Source organism: Amorphus orientalis, from assembly GCF_030814015.1.
Taxonomy (GTDB): Bacteria; Pseudomonadota; Alphaproteobacteria; order Rhizobiales; family Amorphaceae; genus Amorphus; species Amorphus orientalis.
Genome location: NZ_JAUSUL010000004.1, coordinates 13,673 through 28,743, shown reverse-complemented (window position 1 = coordinate 28,743; position 15,071 = coordinate 13,673). Strand labels below are relative to the sequence as shown.

Below are 15,071 nucleotides of genomic sequence, written 5' to 3'. Positions count from 1 at the left end.
GACGCGGCCGGGCCCCGTTTTCTGAATTTTCAAGGGTGCGCCGCCGGGCGCCGTCGCGTAATCATACGCAATTGACTTTGCGACGGAGGGTTTTCCAATCTCCTGAAAGCGACGTGCCGACCAGGTCTCTTGTTGCTCCGATTAACGGAGTGTTGGCATCGCGTCTGCCACAGGGAATCCATGTCGACCGTGCAGCACGCAGCGGACAAGCTCTCCACCGGGATCGCCGGGCTGGACGCCGTTCTCGCCGGCGGTCTGCCGCGGGGCGGTACGACGGTGCTCGTCGGCGGTCCCGGCGCGGGGAAAACCGTCCTCGCCAGCCAGATCGCGGTTCACCGGGCCCTGCAGGACGAGCATGTCCTGTTCGTGGCCTTCGAGGAAACGCCGCCGTCCATCGTCCAGACCCTGCAGTCCTTCGACTGGGCTCCCGATGATTTTGCGGCCGCCGGGATCCATTTTCTGAACACGAGACAGGCGACCCGCGCCGTGGCCACGGGCGGATTCAGCCTCGACGGGCTCCTGGCCATGATCGGGGCCCATATCGAAGAGCACGCAATCAGCGTCGTCGTGCTGGACGGCATCGATCAGATTCTCGAACTTCTGCCGTCGGGCGTCGAGCGCAAGGCCCAGATGCTGCATGTCCTCGACTGGCTGGAAGAGCGCCATCTGGTCAGTCTCGTGACCGCCAAGGCGTCGTCGGCCTCCGGCATGCGGCGCATCGAATTCATGCAGTATGCGGCCCAGTGCGTCATTCACCTTCAGGCGGGACACGGGCCGACCGGATCGCGGCGGGTGGTTTGTATCACGAAATACCGGGGCGCGAACGCCAAGGCGGGGCGCCACCCGTTCGTGATCGGTCCCCGTGGGATCGGGGTCGTCCCTCGGCTTCCGGCGCTGCCCGACACCCGCGGCGGCGACGCGCGGCTGTCGTCGGGAGTGGCAGATCTCGATGCAATGCTCGGAAACGGGTTCCGGCGCGGAACGACCATTCTTGTGTCCGGAGCGCCGGGCACGGCGAAGACGACGCTGGGTGCCTCCTTTCTCCTCGACGGGCTCCGTCGGGGGGAGGCCGGACTTCTGATCTCCTTCGAGGAGACCGTGGAGCAGACCCTCGACAACGTCCGCTCCGTCGGCATGGATTTCGGCCCCTATGCCGAAGATCCGGCATTCGGGGGGCTGAGCCTCTTCTCCCGGCTGACCGAGCCGGAGGAAACCTATCTGGCGGTGCTCGACGCGCTGGAGCGGATCAATCCGGATCGGATCGTCATCGATCCGATCTCCGCGCTCAACAAGCGCCGCGACGACCCGGAAGCCGAACGCATCATCGAGCAGCTGTTCAATCTGATCCGGTCGACGGGTGCGACGCTTCTGACAACCTCGCTGATCGAACCCTCGTCCCCTCAGGCCGGTCAGACGATCAGCGGCATATCGACGATGGCCGACACCTGGCTTGAACTCGGCTACGCGCGCCATGGCAGCAGGAACGTACGTACGCTGCGGGTGGTGAAATCCCGTGGCACGGCTCACTCGCATCAGCTCAGGGAACTCGTCCTTTCGGACGGCGGCCTGTCCCTGGCCGATCTTCCCGAGGGTCTGGTCCACGAGGGCGCCCCGGCTGGTCCCGTCCCCGGGTCGGAGCGTCCGTCATGAGCATCAACCCTCCTGCCGCCGAGAGCCCGGCCGTCCTCTATCTGTTCGTGGCCGGCAGTCATCCGACCAGCCTCCGGGCGCGGGAGGTGCTCGCCGAGACGCTTCAGGAGCAGAACATCGCGATCGAAACGCGGGTGGTCGACGTGTTCGAAGACGCCAAGACCGCGGTGGCGGCCGGCGCGATCGCGACGCCGTCGCTGCTGGCTGCAGACGGCGACCGAAGGCTCTGGCTGATCGGGGATCTCGTCGACCGGGACGCGCTGCGGTCCTTCCTTACGAGTTTCCTGGAGGGGGCGGGCCACGTGGCATCGGGCGAGAACGCCGATGGCCTGGACCGATTGCGATGAGGAGGGCAGGCCGGGCGCAGGCGGTCGTCCTTATCGCCACGAGCCTCGTGGCACTCAACATAGCCGGCGGTCTCGTCTGGGCGCTTTCGGGGACGGCTGACGATCTGTCGGCCGCGCGTCTGGCGCTGGGGCTCTGCCTTGTCTGCGACGTGTTTCTGGCGGGCGCGCTGTTTCTCGTCGCGGGACGCGCCGGTGCGTCCGGCGCCAGCACGAACCTGGTGGCCAAAAGCGATGCGGTGCGGGTCTGGTCGTGGACGCTCGACACCGCTCGCGAGACCGTCGACGTCGAAGACTTCGAACGCGACCTGGTGGCGGGGCGTTCGCATCCCGGCGGCGCCGCGCGCTGGCTCGGGATTTCGGAGATGGTTCACCCCGACGACCTGCCCCGGGTCCGGGCGGCGGTCCGGGCCATGAGCGGCAGCGGCGAGCTCTATTGCCGGAATATCTACCGTCTCAGGAGCGACGGCGACGAGCCTCTGCTCGTGGAATGTCGCGGCTTCGTCGAGCGGGACGAGGCGGGCCGCGCGCGTTTCATTCACGGCCTCCATACCGATATCACGAGCCGGGCTTTCGGAACTGCCTTGCCCGGTGACGGAGAGGGCGCCGGGTTCCGCCTGAGCCTGCGCGACCAGGCGCTCAACTCCGTGCGCGAGGGCGTCGTGATCGTGGACATGCTCGGCGACGATCAGCCGATCGCCTACGCCAACGGCGGCTTTCTGCGTCTGACCGGCTATACGCTGTCGGAGGTGCTCGGACAGAACTGCCGTTTTCTTCAGGCGGACGATGTGGACCAGTCGGAGGTCGATCAGCTCCGCGAAGCGGTCGCGGCCGGCCGTCCGGTCAGCGTGACGCTCCGCAACTATCGCAAGTCCGGCGAGATGTTCTGGAACGACGTTTCCCTCTCGCCGATCTTCAGCGAGACCGGGCGCGTCACGCACTATGCCGGAACCATGCACGACATCACGGAGGCCGTGGAGCGCCTCGAACGCATGCGCGAGGCCGCCGGTCACGATGGACTGACGGGCATCCGCAATCGGCTCGGCTTCGAGCGCGTGCTGGATCCGCTGGTCCAGGAGCGGGGCGAGCAGGTGGTGGCCGTCGCGCTTTTGAACGTGCGCGGCATGGGCGCCTTCAACGAGAGCTACGGCATGGACGTCGGCGATCATGTGCTGATGGCGATCGCCCGCAGGCTGGACTCCTGCGAGAACCCCCCGGGATTTGCGGCCCGTACCGGCGGCAACGAGTTCGCGATGGCGTTCGCCGCGCCGACACTCGCGGACTGCGAGCGCGGAGTCTCGCAGCTCAAGGCGCTGATGGGCGAACCCTATTCCGTGGCCGGCGGGCAGATGACGCTACCCTTCTCCATCGGTTGGGCCTCGACGGTCCATGGCGTGGAAGGGCCCACTCTCCTGCGCAACGCGGAGATCGCGCTGGCCGAGGCGCGCCGGAGCAATGGCGGAACGGTCTGCCGGTTCGAGCCGGCGATCGCCCAGGCGACCCACCAGAGGGCGCGTCTCGTCGCGGGGATGCGCGAGGCGATCGCCCGCGACGAACTCAGTTTCGCCTTTCAGCCGCTCGTCGATCTCAACACCCGGCGGATCGTTCAGGTGGAGGCGCTGATCCGCTGGACGCATCCGACCTACGGCCCCCAGTCGCCGGCCGTGTTCATTCCGCTGGCCGAGGAATCGGGGCTGATCGGGGCGTTGGGGGAGTGGGGCATCGAAACGACTGCCCGGTTCGCCGCGCAGCTCGCCCGGGAGACCGGCCGGGCGATCCCGGTGGCGGTGAACGTGTCGGGCGCCCAGTTCGCGACGACGCCGGTGCTGAGCCAGCTCCTGGCCGCCGTGGACCGCAACGGCATCAGCCCGTCCCAGCTCCTGGTCGAACTGACCGAATCGGTGCTTACCGACGAGGCCAAGCTGGTCCGGCAGCTCGACGAGATCCGCAATGCCGGCTTCCGCATCGCGATCGACGATTTCGGCACCGGCTACTCCTCGCTCAGCTATCTGCACAACTATTCGGTTCACGAACTGAAGATCGACAAGAGCTTCGTGCAGAAACTCGGCTCCGAGCGCTACAGCGCCAAGATCGTGCAACTGTGCATCGACCTTGCCGGAGAACTCGGCTGCGCCGTCGTGGCCGAAGGCGTCGAGACGGAAGAGCAGGTGGAGATTCTGCGGGACATGGGCTGCCCCCTCGGCCAGGGTTTTCTGTTTTCCCGCCCGCTGCCACAGGAAGAGTTCCTTCAGCTGTGCAACGCGGAGCAGGTCTCCTGGAGCGCATGTGGGTCGAACTGAGCATCGGGGCCGAATAGGGCCCGCTCTGTTCATCGGACGAAATTCCGTTTCCTCGCGGGCGGACCGTGACATCGAGGCGGATCGGCTGTGAAGCGCTGCTTGTCGTTGCCGAATCTTCCCCGGTGCCGGCCTTGCGCCGACGTCGACGGACCGGCGGACCGGTCCGGCCGGGTCGGATTGCTAACCCTTTGTTGACTCTGCCTCACCCCCGCTTCTTCTCCGCCGCGAAATCGTCACCAGATTGCGAAACGAATGCCCGAATGCGGCGTTGAGTTAGCACGCAAGCCGACAGCCCGTTTTGAGAAAGGGTCCGGCCGGGGTTTGGCATCAACGCGCCCCGTTCCTGTATTAGTAAGGTGACGAACATGATGGTTATGCGTCGATTTGCGATCGCGGGTGCCGGTCTCTGCCTGGCAGCCGCACCGGCCCTGGCAGCCGATCTTCCCCAGGAAACCTACAGCGCGCCCGTTCAGGCCGCGCCCGTCCAGATCTACGACTGGACCGGCATCTATCTCGGTCTCCACGCCGGCTGGCTCGGTGGCGATTTCGATCCCGACTTCAGCGGTGTCAGCGGTGCCGACGGCAGCGCCTTCACCGGCGGTTTCCACGCCGGCGCCAACTACATGGTGACGCCGCAGTTCCTGGTCGGTATCGAAGGTGACGTCGACGGAACCTCGTTCGACAAGGACGGCACGTTCACCCCGGGCTCCACGACCGGCAACGCGAACATCAACTGGACGTCGAGCATCCGCGGTCGTGCCGGTTTCGCGTTCGACCGCTTCCTGGCCTACGGCACGGGTGGTGTGGCGTTCGCCGACGTCGACGTGAGCAACGCCGGCTTCTCGGAGTCCAACACCCACACCGGCTGGACCGTCGGTGCCGGTCTCGAAGGCATGATCACCCCGAACGTGACCGCCCGCGTCGAGTACCTCTATGCCGACTACGGCAGCCAGGACTACAACTTCGGCGGAACGACCAGCAACATCGACGTGTCCTCCAACGTCGTCCGCGCCGGTATTTCCTACAAGTTCTGATCGGACGCTCATTCCGGTCGGAATTTCCGACCGGTCGAGACTTGAAAAAGGCGCCCTCGGGCGCCTTTTTCTTTGCCATATTTATGGTTTACGCCCGTTAAGGTTAATTGCGTTAAGGTAAACAAGCGTTAAACGTATTCTTTAAGACTTTATGGGAAAACATCCTTGGCCTCGCGGTGAGTATCGAGTCGGATATCAAGTGGTTTTCTTGGTTTTCGGGGTCTCTCGCCGGGAGGGGAGCAACTACGATCAAGGGTGTATCAGTATGAGTCCTTCACGCCTTGCGTCGGCAGCGGTCCTCGCCGCGATGCTGACCACTCCCGCTTTCGCCGCCGACCTTCCCGACATCGTGTTCGAAGAGCCGGTGCCGCTGCCGGAACCGGCCCGGTTCAACTGGAGCGGTTTCTATGCCGGCGGACACGCCGGTGTCGTTGCCGGCTCGGTGGATCCCGGCATCGTCGGCCAGAAGTCGATCTACGAGAACGCCTTCATCGGCGGTGCCCATGTCGGCGTGTCGGCCGAGCTGGCGCCGATGTTCATCGTCGGCATCGAGGGCGATTTCGACGGCTCGACCTATGACGAGACCCGCGTCTACGGGACCAGCCCGGTCAACGCCCAGATGGACTGGACGGCCTCCGCACGCGGCCGGTTCGGCCTGGCTTTCGGCCAGTTCGTGAACATGCCGGGCGTGGCCGACGTCCAGGCCTATGCGACCGGCGGTCTTGCGCTGGCGAAGTTCCGCGCCGCGACGCCGGGCTATTCCGACACCAACACCCACACCGGCTGGACCGTGGGCGGCGGCGTCGAGGCTGCGGTCACCCAGAATCTGACCGTTCGGGCGGAATATCTCTACACGAGCTACGCCAACGAGCTTTACGCGCTCGGTCCGACGGTGGGCGACCTGGCGGTCGAAGCCCGCACCAACGTCGTGCGCGGCGGCGTCAGCTACTACTTCTGACCGGGCGTCGACCGGCCCCGGCGAGACGGCAGCCGCGCCTTTGGAGCATTCCCGGTTCAGGCCGCATCGGTCTGAACGAGGGAGAACTGCTCAGCCTGTTGAATCTGGAGCCCTTTCTTGTCGCTCGGATGGTGCCGTCCGAGCGGAAATGGCTCCAGGCGCGGCGCGCCTCTCCGAACGCTTCCTGCGGTCAGGGTCGAGACCTGTCCGCCCGGGAAAGGGACTTCGGTTCAACGCTTTGGGCAATCGTGCCCGTGCGGGTCGCGTCGTATCCGGAGACGACATGGGTTGCGCCCCCAACCGGTGTCGCAAAAGCGTCAGAATGCGCCATCCCGGCGTCGCAGGAGCGTCAGCCGAGGCGTTCGAATCCCTGCATGATGGATCCCAGCGTGCCGCCTCTGGTTGCACGGTTCGCGCAAGCGCCAACTGCTTGTGTCGGGACGACGGGCGCGGTTGCTCGTCTGCCCGCCGCAGTGGCTTGCGGGTCTTGTCTGGGCTCGTGATCGCCGGGGATGCATCATGGTCGACCTTCGTAACTCCATCCGGCCCGCCACCGTCGCCGCGTCGATCGAGGCGGCGCCCAAGCAGGTGCTGGAGCTGGCCGATCTGGGCAGCCTGTTCCCGCAGGGGACCCGCGTCTATCTGCCGGATACCGGCAACGTCCCGCTCGCCGCTCAGGTGGAGGCGGCTCGCCGCGTGACGGCCGCGGGCTATGTTGCCGTTCCCCATATTCCCGTCCGGCGCATCGAAAGCCGCGGCGCGATGGCCACCCGTCTTGCCCGGCTGTCGCAGGATGCGGGCGTGCGCGAGGCGCTGGTGATCGCCGGCGACGCGGACCGTCCGGCCGGCCCGTTCGCCTCGACGATGGACGCGCTGGGGTCGGGCATGTTCGCCGATCACGGCATCACCACGATCGCGGTTGCCGGCCATCCGGAAGGCAATCCGCACGCGTCCGAGGACGAGCTGGAGCGCGCCATCGTCTGGAAGAACGCGTTTGCCGCCCGCTCCGGGACGGACATGCGGATCGTCACCCAGTTCTGCTTTGATCCGCGCCGGGTCATCGCCTGGTCGCGGCGGATCGCGCGGTCCGGCAACCGGCTGCCGATCCATGTCGGCGTGGCCGGGCCGGCTAAGATTTCGACCCTGGTCAAATATGCCGGGATGTGCGGCGTCGGGGCCTCGCTGTCGGTGCTGCGGCAGCGCGGCATGAGCCTGTCGGTTCTGGCCACGAGCTACAGTCCGGAAGCCACGCTTGCCCCGATCGACGCCCATTGCGCCGCCGAGCCCGGTGCCGCGATCGCACAGGCCCACATCTATCCCTTCGGAGGGCTGCGCCGCACGGCGGAGTGGCTGACGGCGCGGGGCACCTGGACTTTCGGCGCGGTCGAGGACGGCACGGTCGCGGCCGAAGCCGGGCAGTAGGCTCAGACCGGGCCTGCGGAACCCTTTTCCGATGCACGGTGTTGTCGAGGCGGCCGGCGCGGCCCGCGCCGCGAGCCGACGGGCGCCACAGCATCGGAACTCCGTCTCATGTCGAAACCGGACCGCGACGCCTACAGCCTCATGGTCGAGGCGCGGCGCCGTTCGTCATCGCCATGCGCACCCACGCAATGGCGCTCGCCTTCGCGGCGGGCAAACCGCAGGATTCGGCGGAACTCGGCCGGATGATCCAAGAAAAGCTGATGGCGACGGCCGAAGCGGGCCTCGCCGTTCAGACCGAAATCGCGCGCCAGGCCACGGCGGCCTGGTGGGGGATGACGCTGGGACGGCGGCCGACCCTGTCGGCAGCGGGCATGAAGCGGCTGTCGGGAAAGGCGGCCGCTCCCTACGCCAAGCGCGTGCGGGGCAATTCCCGCCGCCTGACCAGATCCAAGGGCTAGGCCGATCAGGCGGCGCTCGGAAGCGCCCCGCGCATCGATTCTCCGGCCTTCGGCTCCTGTTCCGGGCAGCCGAACTCGCGGCCGGCGTCGGCGAGCAGGCACCACAGATAGTCGGCAAGCGACGCGCGGACGAGGATGTCGAACACCGGCCCCGCGGCCTCGCTTTCGTCGCGCAGCCAGATCGTGACCGCCGTGCTCGTGCCGACATGGGTGCCGACGACGCGGCCGGCCTGGAAGGCGCGGGGATGCATGTCGATGGTGATCAACTTGGATAGAACGTCCCGCCCGCGCGGTCCCGTCAGGGTGATCAGCGTGTAGTAGTCCGACACGTCCACGGTCTGGGTGAGCGGCTGGCCGGCGAGCGCCCCTTCGAGCGCTTTCCCCAGCTCCGTTCCTTCGCCGTCAGGGGCGAGAAGCAGCCACTCGTCCGGCCCGAGCCACAGCAGCGACCGCTCGCCGGTGACCGCGCTGGAGCAGGCGGCGGTGGGCAGCGCCACACCGGTGGCGGAGGCGACGGCCTCCGCGTCACGGCCGGGCTGGCAGCGCAGCCCGATCTTGGTCAGGAACGGCCACTCGGCGAGGCTGACCGCCCCGTTCTCGGCGCGGATCGGCGCCCGGTGGGCGAGCGGTGAACGGCGTCGCGGATCAAACATTCCCGGCCTCCTTCTGGGCGAGGAAATCGAGCTCGGTCACGGTTGCGGCGATCGGTGCGCCGCCGTCGAGCCGGGTGACATACAAGGTCTCGCCCATGCGCCGGCCGCCGGCCTTGATCGCCGCGAAGGCGATCGACCGGCCGAGATTGGGCGAGAAGTAGCTCGAGGTGACATGGCCGAGCATCGGCACCGGCGGCGCCGGTTCGGACGCGGTTTCGATGACGTGGGCGCCTTCGGCGAGCACCGTCTGCGGATCCTGGGTCAGGAGCCCGACCAGCTGCCGCCGGTCCTCGCGCGCCGTATCGGAGCGGGTGAGGGAGCGCTTGCCGATGAAGTCCCCCTTCTTGCTCGAGATGAGCTTGTCCATCCTGAGATCGATCGGCGTCATGGTGCCGTCGGTGTCCTGGCCGGCGATGATGAAGCCCGCCTCGGCGCGCAGCAGATGCATGCCTTCCGTGCCGTAGGGCGTGATGCCGTAGCGCTGGCCCTTTTCCATGATCGTCTGCCACAGCCACAGGCCGTAGCTGGCGTTGACGTTGATCTCGTAGGAGACGCCGCCGGTGAAGGAGATCCGGAACACCCGGACCGGAACCCCGTCGATGTGGGCGTTCTGCCACGACATGAACGGGAAGGTGTCCGGGTTCGGATCGAGGTCGTCCAGCAGCTCCGCCATCAGCTCCGGCGTGCGCGGACCGGTCAGCGAAGCGACGGCCCACTGTTCGGTGACGCTGGTCAGCCGGACGTCGAGATCGGTCCACTCGGTCTGGAGGTAGTCTTCCAGCCACGCCATCACCCGGGCGGCGCCGCCGGTGGTGGTGGTCATGTGGAAATGATCGTCGGCGATGCAGGACGTCACGCCGTCGTCGAACACCATGCCGTCCTCGTTGAGCATGAGGCCGTAGCGGCAGCGGCCGGGCTCGAGCTTCGACCAGGCGTTGGTGTAGACCCGGTTGAGCAGGGTGCGGGCGTCCTTGCCGCGTATGTCGATCTTGCCGAGCGTGGAGGCGTCGAGCACGCCGATCGCGTTGCGTGCGGCGAGGCATTCGCGCTGGAGGGCTGCCTCCGGGGTCTCGCCCGGCATCGGATAGATCCACGCGCGCAGCCAGTCGCCGACCGTCTCGAACATCGCGCCGTTGGCCACGTGCCAGTCGTGCATGGCGGTGGTTCGGCGCGGCGCGAAGTGGCCGCCGGAATGGGCGCCGGCCATGACGCCGAACGTCACCGGCTTGTAGGGCTGGCGGAACGTGGTGGTGCCGATTTCAGGCAGTTTGGCCGCCTGCTTGTCGGCCAGGATGGCGAAGGCGTTGATGTTGACCGTCTTGCCCTGGTCGGTGCCCATGCCGGTGGTGGTGTAGCGCTTGGCGTGCTCGACCGAGGAATAGCCTTCCTGCACGGCGAGACGCAGGTCCTTCACCGTCGTGTCGTTCTGGGTGTCGACGAAGGTGCGGCCGGCGCGGGCATGGGGGAGCACGACGCGCGGGTCGAGCGCGCCGGGCGCAAGCGCCGCGTCGGCGACCTGCGGCACGGACGGCGCATCCGCTTCGAACCCGGCGGCCGTGGAGGCGGCCGCACCGGCCGCGAATCCCGTTTCCAGGCAGCCCGCCAGATCGAAGCGTCCGGCGCAGGCGCCGGCCGAGCGCTCGCGCTGGACGGAGCGGCCCGGCACGAACGCGCCGATCGTCTCGTCGTAGCTGAGCTGGCCGCGGGACTGGGAAAACAGGGCGACGTTGGGCGAGAAGCCGCCGGCCATGGCCAGCGAGTCGCAGGCGAGCTTTTCCGAGGAGCCGGTGGGGGATCCGTCGGCTGCGAGTGCCTGGACGGTGATACCGGAGACCCGCTTGCGTCCGGACGTCGCCACCACGGCAGTGCCGCGGCGCACCTGGATGCCGGCTGCGCTTGCCCGCTCGGCGACACCGACGCCGGCGGCCGCGCGCGAATCGATCACCGCGACGATGTCCGCGCCGGCCTGCTTCAGGCGGCACGCGGCGTCGTAGCCGGTGTCGTTGTTGGTCACGACCGCGATCTTCTTGCCGACAAGGACGCCGTACCGCTCGGCGAAGGTGAGGGCGGCGGAAGCGAGCACGATGCCGGGCCGGTCGTTGCCGGGAAACAGCAGCGGCCGCTCGGTGGACCCGGTCGCCAGCACCACCTCGCGCGCACGGATCCGCCAGTTGCGCTGGCGCGGCAGGCGCGGATCCCGGTCGGCCGGCATCTGGTGGTCGGCGATCTTTTCCCAGAGGTTCACCTGGTTCTCGGCGTAGTAGCCGAAGGCGCAGGTGCGGGTGAGGACGCGGACGTCGGGATAGGTCCTGAGCTCGGCTTCGACCGCGGCGATCCATTCCGCCGGCGCCATGCCGTCGATCAGCGTGTCCCGGTCGGCCGAAAGCAGCCAGCCGCCCAGTTCGGCGGTCTCCTCGGCCAGCACCACCCGCGCACCGGAGCGCGCCGCGGCAAGCGCCGCGGCGAGGCCGGCGGGGCCGCCACCGACCACCAGCACCTCGCAGTGATGGTTGATGTGTTCGTAGCGATCCGGATCGGGCGCGGACGGCGCCTTTCCGAGACCGGCCGCCGCCCGGATGATCTTCTCGAAGCCCATCCACGAGCCGGGCGGGCCCATGAAGGTCTTGTAGTAGAAGCCCGACGGCAAGAAGCGATGGAAGATGTCATTGATCGCGCCGACATCGAAGGAAAGCGAGGGCCAGGCGTTCTGGCTCTTCACCTCCAGGCCGGAATAGATCTCCTGCTCGGTGGCGCGGGTGTTGGGATCGGTGATCGCCGGATCGCTGCCGATCTGGACGAGGCCGGCCGGATCGTCCGCGCCCGCCGTCATCACCCCGCGCGGCCGATGATACTTGAAGCCGCGGGCGATCATGTGGATGCCGTTCGCCATCAGCGCGGAGGCCACCGTGTCGCCGGCGTAGCCGGACACCGGCTTGCCGTCGAAGGTGAAGTGGATCGGCTTGGACCGGTCGATCCGGCCGCCCTCGTCACGCCGGAACGGCTGGCGGGCGGCCGCGCGCATCGCCGTGCGGTCGGAGGCGGCGCCGGTGGCGGCGTCGGTGCGGAAGTCCAGTGCGGAGCCCGGGGCTGTGCCTTCGGTCGTGCTCATCAGCGCGCTCCCCTGCCGCCGTCGACGGCGGCCTCGGCCATGCCGGCACCCTCGGCCGGCACCAGTTTCACGGCGTCGTTTCCGGACCCGACCACTTCGCCCGATGGCGTGGCAGGCCGGTCGCCTTCCACGTCCGGACGCGGCGCGCCCATCTCGTAGACGGCGTAGATACGGTCGGAGGCCGTCGAGCGGAGCACGTTGAACCAGCGCCGGCAACCCGTCGCATGGTTCCAGCGCTCGGCGAAGAGCCCCTTGGGATTGTCGCGGAAGAACACGAACTCGGCCCATTCGGCGTCGCTCAGCGCGGCCGGGTCGGCCGGACGCGCGATGTGGGCCTGGCCGCCATAGGCGAACTCGGACTGATCGTGGTCGCCGCAATAGGGGCAGGAGATGACGAACATGGCGGCAGGTCCTGAGGTTAGTGGGCGACGGCGGCCGCGCCGTGCTCGGCGACGAGCGCCCCGGTCACGAAGCGGCCGATGGCGAACGGGGCGGCGATGGCGTTCGGCTCGTCGTTGGCGACGAGGTCGGCGAAGGCGTGGCCGGAGCCGGGCGTCGCCTTCCAGCCGCCGGTGCCCCATCCGCCGTTGATGTAGAAGCCCTTCACCGGGGTCTTCGACAGGATCGGGCTGGCGTCCGGGCAGACATCGACGATGCCGCCCCACTGGCGCAGCATCCGCAGCCGCGAGAAGATCGGGAAGACCTCCTTGATCGCCGCGATCTGGTGCTCGATCAGGCCGATCTGGCCGCGCTGGGTGTAGGAATTGTGGTGGTCGATGCCGGCGCCGATGACCAACTCGCCCTTGTCGGACTGGCTGCAGTAGGCGTGGACGGCGTTGGACATGACCACGCAGTCGATGACCGGCTTGATCGGCTCGGAGACCAGCGCCTGCAGCGGATGGCTCTGGATCGGCAGCCGCACCCCGACCATGTCGGCGATGACGCTGGTATGGGCGGCGACCACGGAGGCGACCTTCGGGGTCTTCACCGTGCCGCGGGTGGTCTCCACCGCCGTGACCTGGCCGGCCTCGACCCGGATGTCGGTGACTTCCGTCTTCTCGATGATGTCGACGCCGAGGGCGCTGGCCGCCCGGGCGAAGCCCCAGACCACCGCGTCGTGGCGGTTGACGCCACCGGAGCGCTGCAGGCTGCCGCCGACGATCGGGTAGCGGGCGGAGGCCGACATGTTGAGGATCGGGCAGAACTCCGCCACCTCCTTCGCCTCGAGCCATTCGGCCTCGACGCCGTTCAGCCGGTTCGCCTCGACGCGCCGCTTGATCGTGCGCGCCTCGCCCTCGTCGTGGGCCAGGTTCAGCACGCCGCGGTGGCTCATCATGATGTTGAAGTTCAGCTCGCGGCCGAGCGTCTTCCACAGGTTCAGCGCGTGGTTGTATATCGCCGCGGATTCGTCGTAGAGGTAGTTGGACCGGATGATCGTGGTGTTGCGACCGGCGTTGCCGCCGCCGATCCATCCCTTTTCGATAACGGCAATGTTGGTCACGCCGTGAACCTTGGCGAGATAATAAGCCGTCGCAAGGCCGTGACCGCCGCCACCTATGATCACGGCGTCATACGAGTCTTTGAGCGCTGCCTTGCGCCAGGCCGGTTGCCAGCCGGTGTGGCCCCTGAGGCCTTCGCGAACGAGACGGAGAAGGGAGTAGCGCTGCATCGCCCAAATATCCTTGCCCGGGAGGGGGCCATATCACCGGTGACCGCCTGCGAGCGGATCGGCATCGTGATCGCTCACTATCGCCGGACGCTGCTGCGGATGACCTTCCATCCGCGTCTTGCGATGTCGCAAAGTGCCAAGGCCTAGTCCGATTGTGAAATATGAAAGACCGACGGCGGAAAGACATGGTTTTTCGTCCGTCTCAACGACCCTGGCGCCTTGCCGCAGGATCCGCGTTGGCGCCGGGCGTGGGGTCTACGCAATCTCCGTGTTTTCGAACCGGTCTGGTTGATGTCACCAGGCAACGGTACGCTCGAACTGGAACGTGTCGTGACTGGAACAGCCGCGAAGTTCATTGCTCTCCTTGCTGCCGCCCTGGCGGTGGCGATGGTGCTGACCTCCGCCAAAGCGGGCGGGACCGGGCGCGCCGAGTCCGTTCATACGATGAGCACCTTCGAGCCCGGCAGCACCAACTACGAAGTGACAGACGCCTTCGCCCGTCTGGTCAGCAAATATGCACCCGGTATTGAGGTGGACCTGGAAGCGACCGAGGCGCTTCCCGAAGCGATGGTCCGGCTGGCCGATGGGAAGCTCGATTATTCGGCAGTGGTGTGGACGCTGGTCGATGCGATGTCGAAAGGAAGCCACCCGTTCGACCGCTTTCCGGATGCAGCGGAAAAGTCGACCAATCTCCGGGGCATTTTCTATTTTCCGACCGGGGTGCCGCATCTGCTGACCTTGGAGGACGAAGGTATCCGGTCCTTCAGGGACCTTCGAGGCAAGCGGATCTTCGTCGGACCGGCCAACGGGACGGGCACACGGTTCTTCACAGACCTGATCCTCGAATATGCGGGACTGCAGGCCGGCACCGACTACGAGCTTGCGGAACTCACCTTCACGCAAGCGTACGATCAGTTTCTGGACGGGTCGCTGGATGGGGTCTTCTATTTCGGATCCGCTCCGCGAGATCAGGTCAAGATCGCCTCGATCGCCCGCAAGGTTCGCGTTGTCGGCTTTACGCAATCGGATCTTCGTTCCAACCCCGAACTGGTTCGGAAACTCTCAGGGCCCGGATTCAGGGTGGGCTGCATCCCAACGCATTTCTACGGGCCGAACCAGATCAACGACGAGCCGCAGTGCTATCATCAGATCGGGCTCGGGATCGCGACCCACGAGGAGATGCCCGACGATGTCGTCTATGCGGCGACGAAGGCGTTCTGGGAGAATATCGACGAGTTCTATGAACGCGAAGAATGGGAAAATCTCGGCGGCACGGTCATCCAGAACCCGTTTCGCGACCAGGTGAAGCTCGAAAACGCCCTGATCGGGATGAACGTGCCCCTGCATCCCGGAGCCGCCCGCTACTACCGGGAGAAGGGGCTCCTTATTCCGGCCGATCTGGTCCCCGATCACTGATCTTTGCCGACAGCACGGTCCGACTCGGCTATGAGCAACCGGACTCCCGGCTGACGGG

Annotated in this window: 12 protein-coding genes; 8 read left to right on the top strand and 4 right to left on the bottom strand. The window is 67.1% G+C overall.

Features of this window, described 5'->3' with window-relative positions; all coding sequences use genetic code 11:
• Positions 1-180: 180 nt before the first annotated feature.
• From J2S73_RS17060 to J2S73_RS17030, 7 genes are all read left to right on the top strand, one after another.
• A complete protein-coding gene (locus tag J2S73_RS17060) occupies positions 181-1,650 on the top strand; it encodes a DUF7125 family protein (protein WP_306886851.1) in 1,470 nt (489 codons plus the stop codon).
• Entirely contained in the window at positions 1,647-1,997 is a 351-nt protein-coding gene (locus tag J2S73_RS17055; RefSeq protein WP_306886850.1) for a hypothetical protein, read from the top strand. Before J2S73_RS17060 ends, J2S73_RS17055 begins: the two co-directional genes overlap by 4 nt.
• Complete coding sequence (locus J2S73_RS17050) at positions 1,994-4,294, top strand: putative bifunctional diguanylate cyclase/phosphodiesterase (RefSeq protein ID WP_306886849.1); 2,301 nt, start codon at positions 1,994-1,996, stop codon at positions 4,292-4,294. Before J2S73_RS17055 ends, J2S73_RS17050 begins: the two co-directional genes overlap by 4 nt.
• A gap of 365 nt (positions 4,295-4,659) precedes the next feature.
• Positions 4,660-5,328 (top strand): outer membrane protein, encoded by a 669-nt coding sequence (locus J2S73_RS17045; RefSeq protein ID WP_306886848.1) that lies wholly within the window; start codon positions 4,660-4,662, stop codon positions 5,326-5,328.
• Between the two features lie 265 nt (positions 5,329-5,593).
• Positions 5,594-6,286: an outer membrane protein gene (locus J2S73_RS17040; RefSeq protein WP_306886847.1), complete on the top strand. Its 693-nt coding sequence runs from the start codon at positions 5,594-5,596 to the stop codon at positions 6,284-6,286.
• 519 nt (positions 6,287-6,805) lie between these two features.
• Complete coding sequence (locus J2S73_RS17035) at positions 6,806-7,708, top strand: methylenetetrahydrofolate reductase (protein WP_306886846.1); 903 nt, start codon at positions 6,806-6,808, stop codon at positions 7,706-7,708.
• Positions 7,709-7,881: 173 nt separating this feature from the next.
• Positions 7,882-8,166, top strand: a complete 285-nt coding sequence (locus J2S73_RS17030) for a hypothetical protein (protein WP_306886845.1) — start codon at positions 7,882-7,884, stop codon at positions 8,164-8,166.
• Between the two features lie 5 nt (positions 8,167-8,171).
• On the opposite strand, the gene J2S73_RS17025 is transcribed toward J2S73_RS17030, so the two are convergent.
• From J2S73_RS17025 to J2S73_RS17010, 4 genes are all read right to left on the bottom strand, one after another.
• Complete coding sequence (locus J2S73_RS17025; RefSeq protein WP_306886844.1) at positions 8,172-8,819, bottom strand: sarcosine oxidase subunit gamma; 648 nt, start codon at positions 8,817-8,819, stop codon at positions 8,172-8,174.
• Positions 8,812-11,841: a sarcosine oxidase subunit alpha family protein gene (locus tag J2S73_RS17020; RefSeq protein ID WP_370874460.1), complete on the bottom strand. Its 3,030-nt coding sequence runs from the start codon at positions 11,839-11,841 to the stop codon at positions 8,812-8,814. Before J2S73_RS17020 ends, J2S73_RS17025 begins: the two co-directional genes overlap by 8 nt.
• An 86-nt stretch (positions 11,842-11,927) precedes the next feature.
• Positions 11,928-12,329: a sarcosine oxidase subunit delta gene (locus J2S73_RS17015; protein ID WP_306886842.1), complete on the bottom strand. Its 402-nt coding sequence runs from the start codon at positions 12,327-12,329 to the stop codon at positions 11,928-11,930.
• 17 nt (positions 12,330-12,346) lie between these two features.
• Positions 12,347-13,597: a sarcosine oxidase subunit beta family protein gene (locus tag J2S73_RS17010; protein ID WP_306886841.1), complete on the bottom strand. Its 1,251-nt coding sequence runs from the start codon at positions 13,595-13,597 to the stop codon at positions 12,347-12,349.
• A gap of 330 nt (positions 13,598-13,927) precedes the next feature.
• Here J2S73_RS17010 and J2S73_RS17005 point away from each other — a divergent pair, with 330 nt between their 5' ends.
• Positions 13,928-15,013, top strand: coding sequence for a TAXI family TRAP transporter solute-binding subunit (locus J2S73_RS17005; RefSeq protein WP_306886839.1), 1,086 nt, complete (start codon positions 13,928-13,930; stop codon positions 15,011-15,013).
• Positions 15,014-15,071 lie beyond the last annotated feature (58 nt).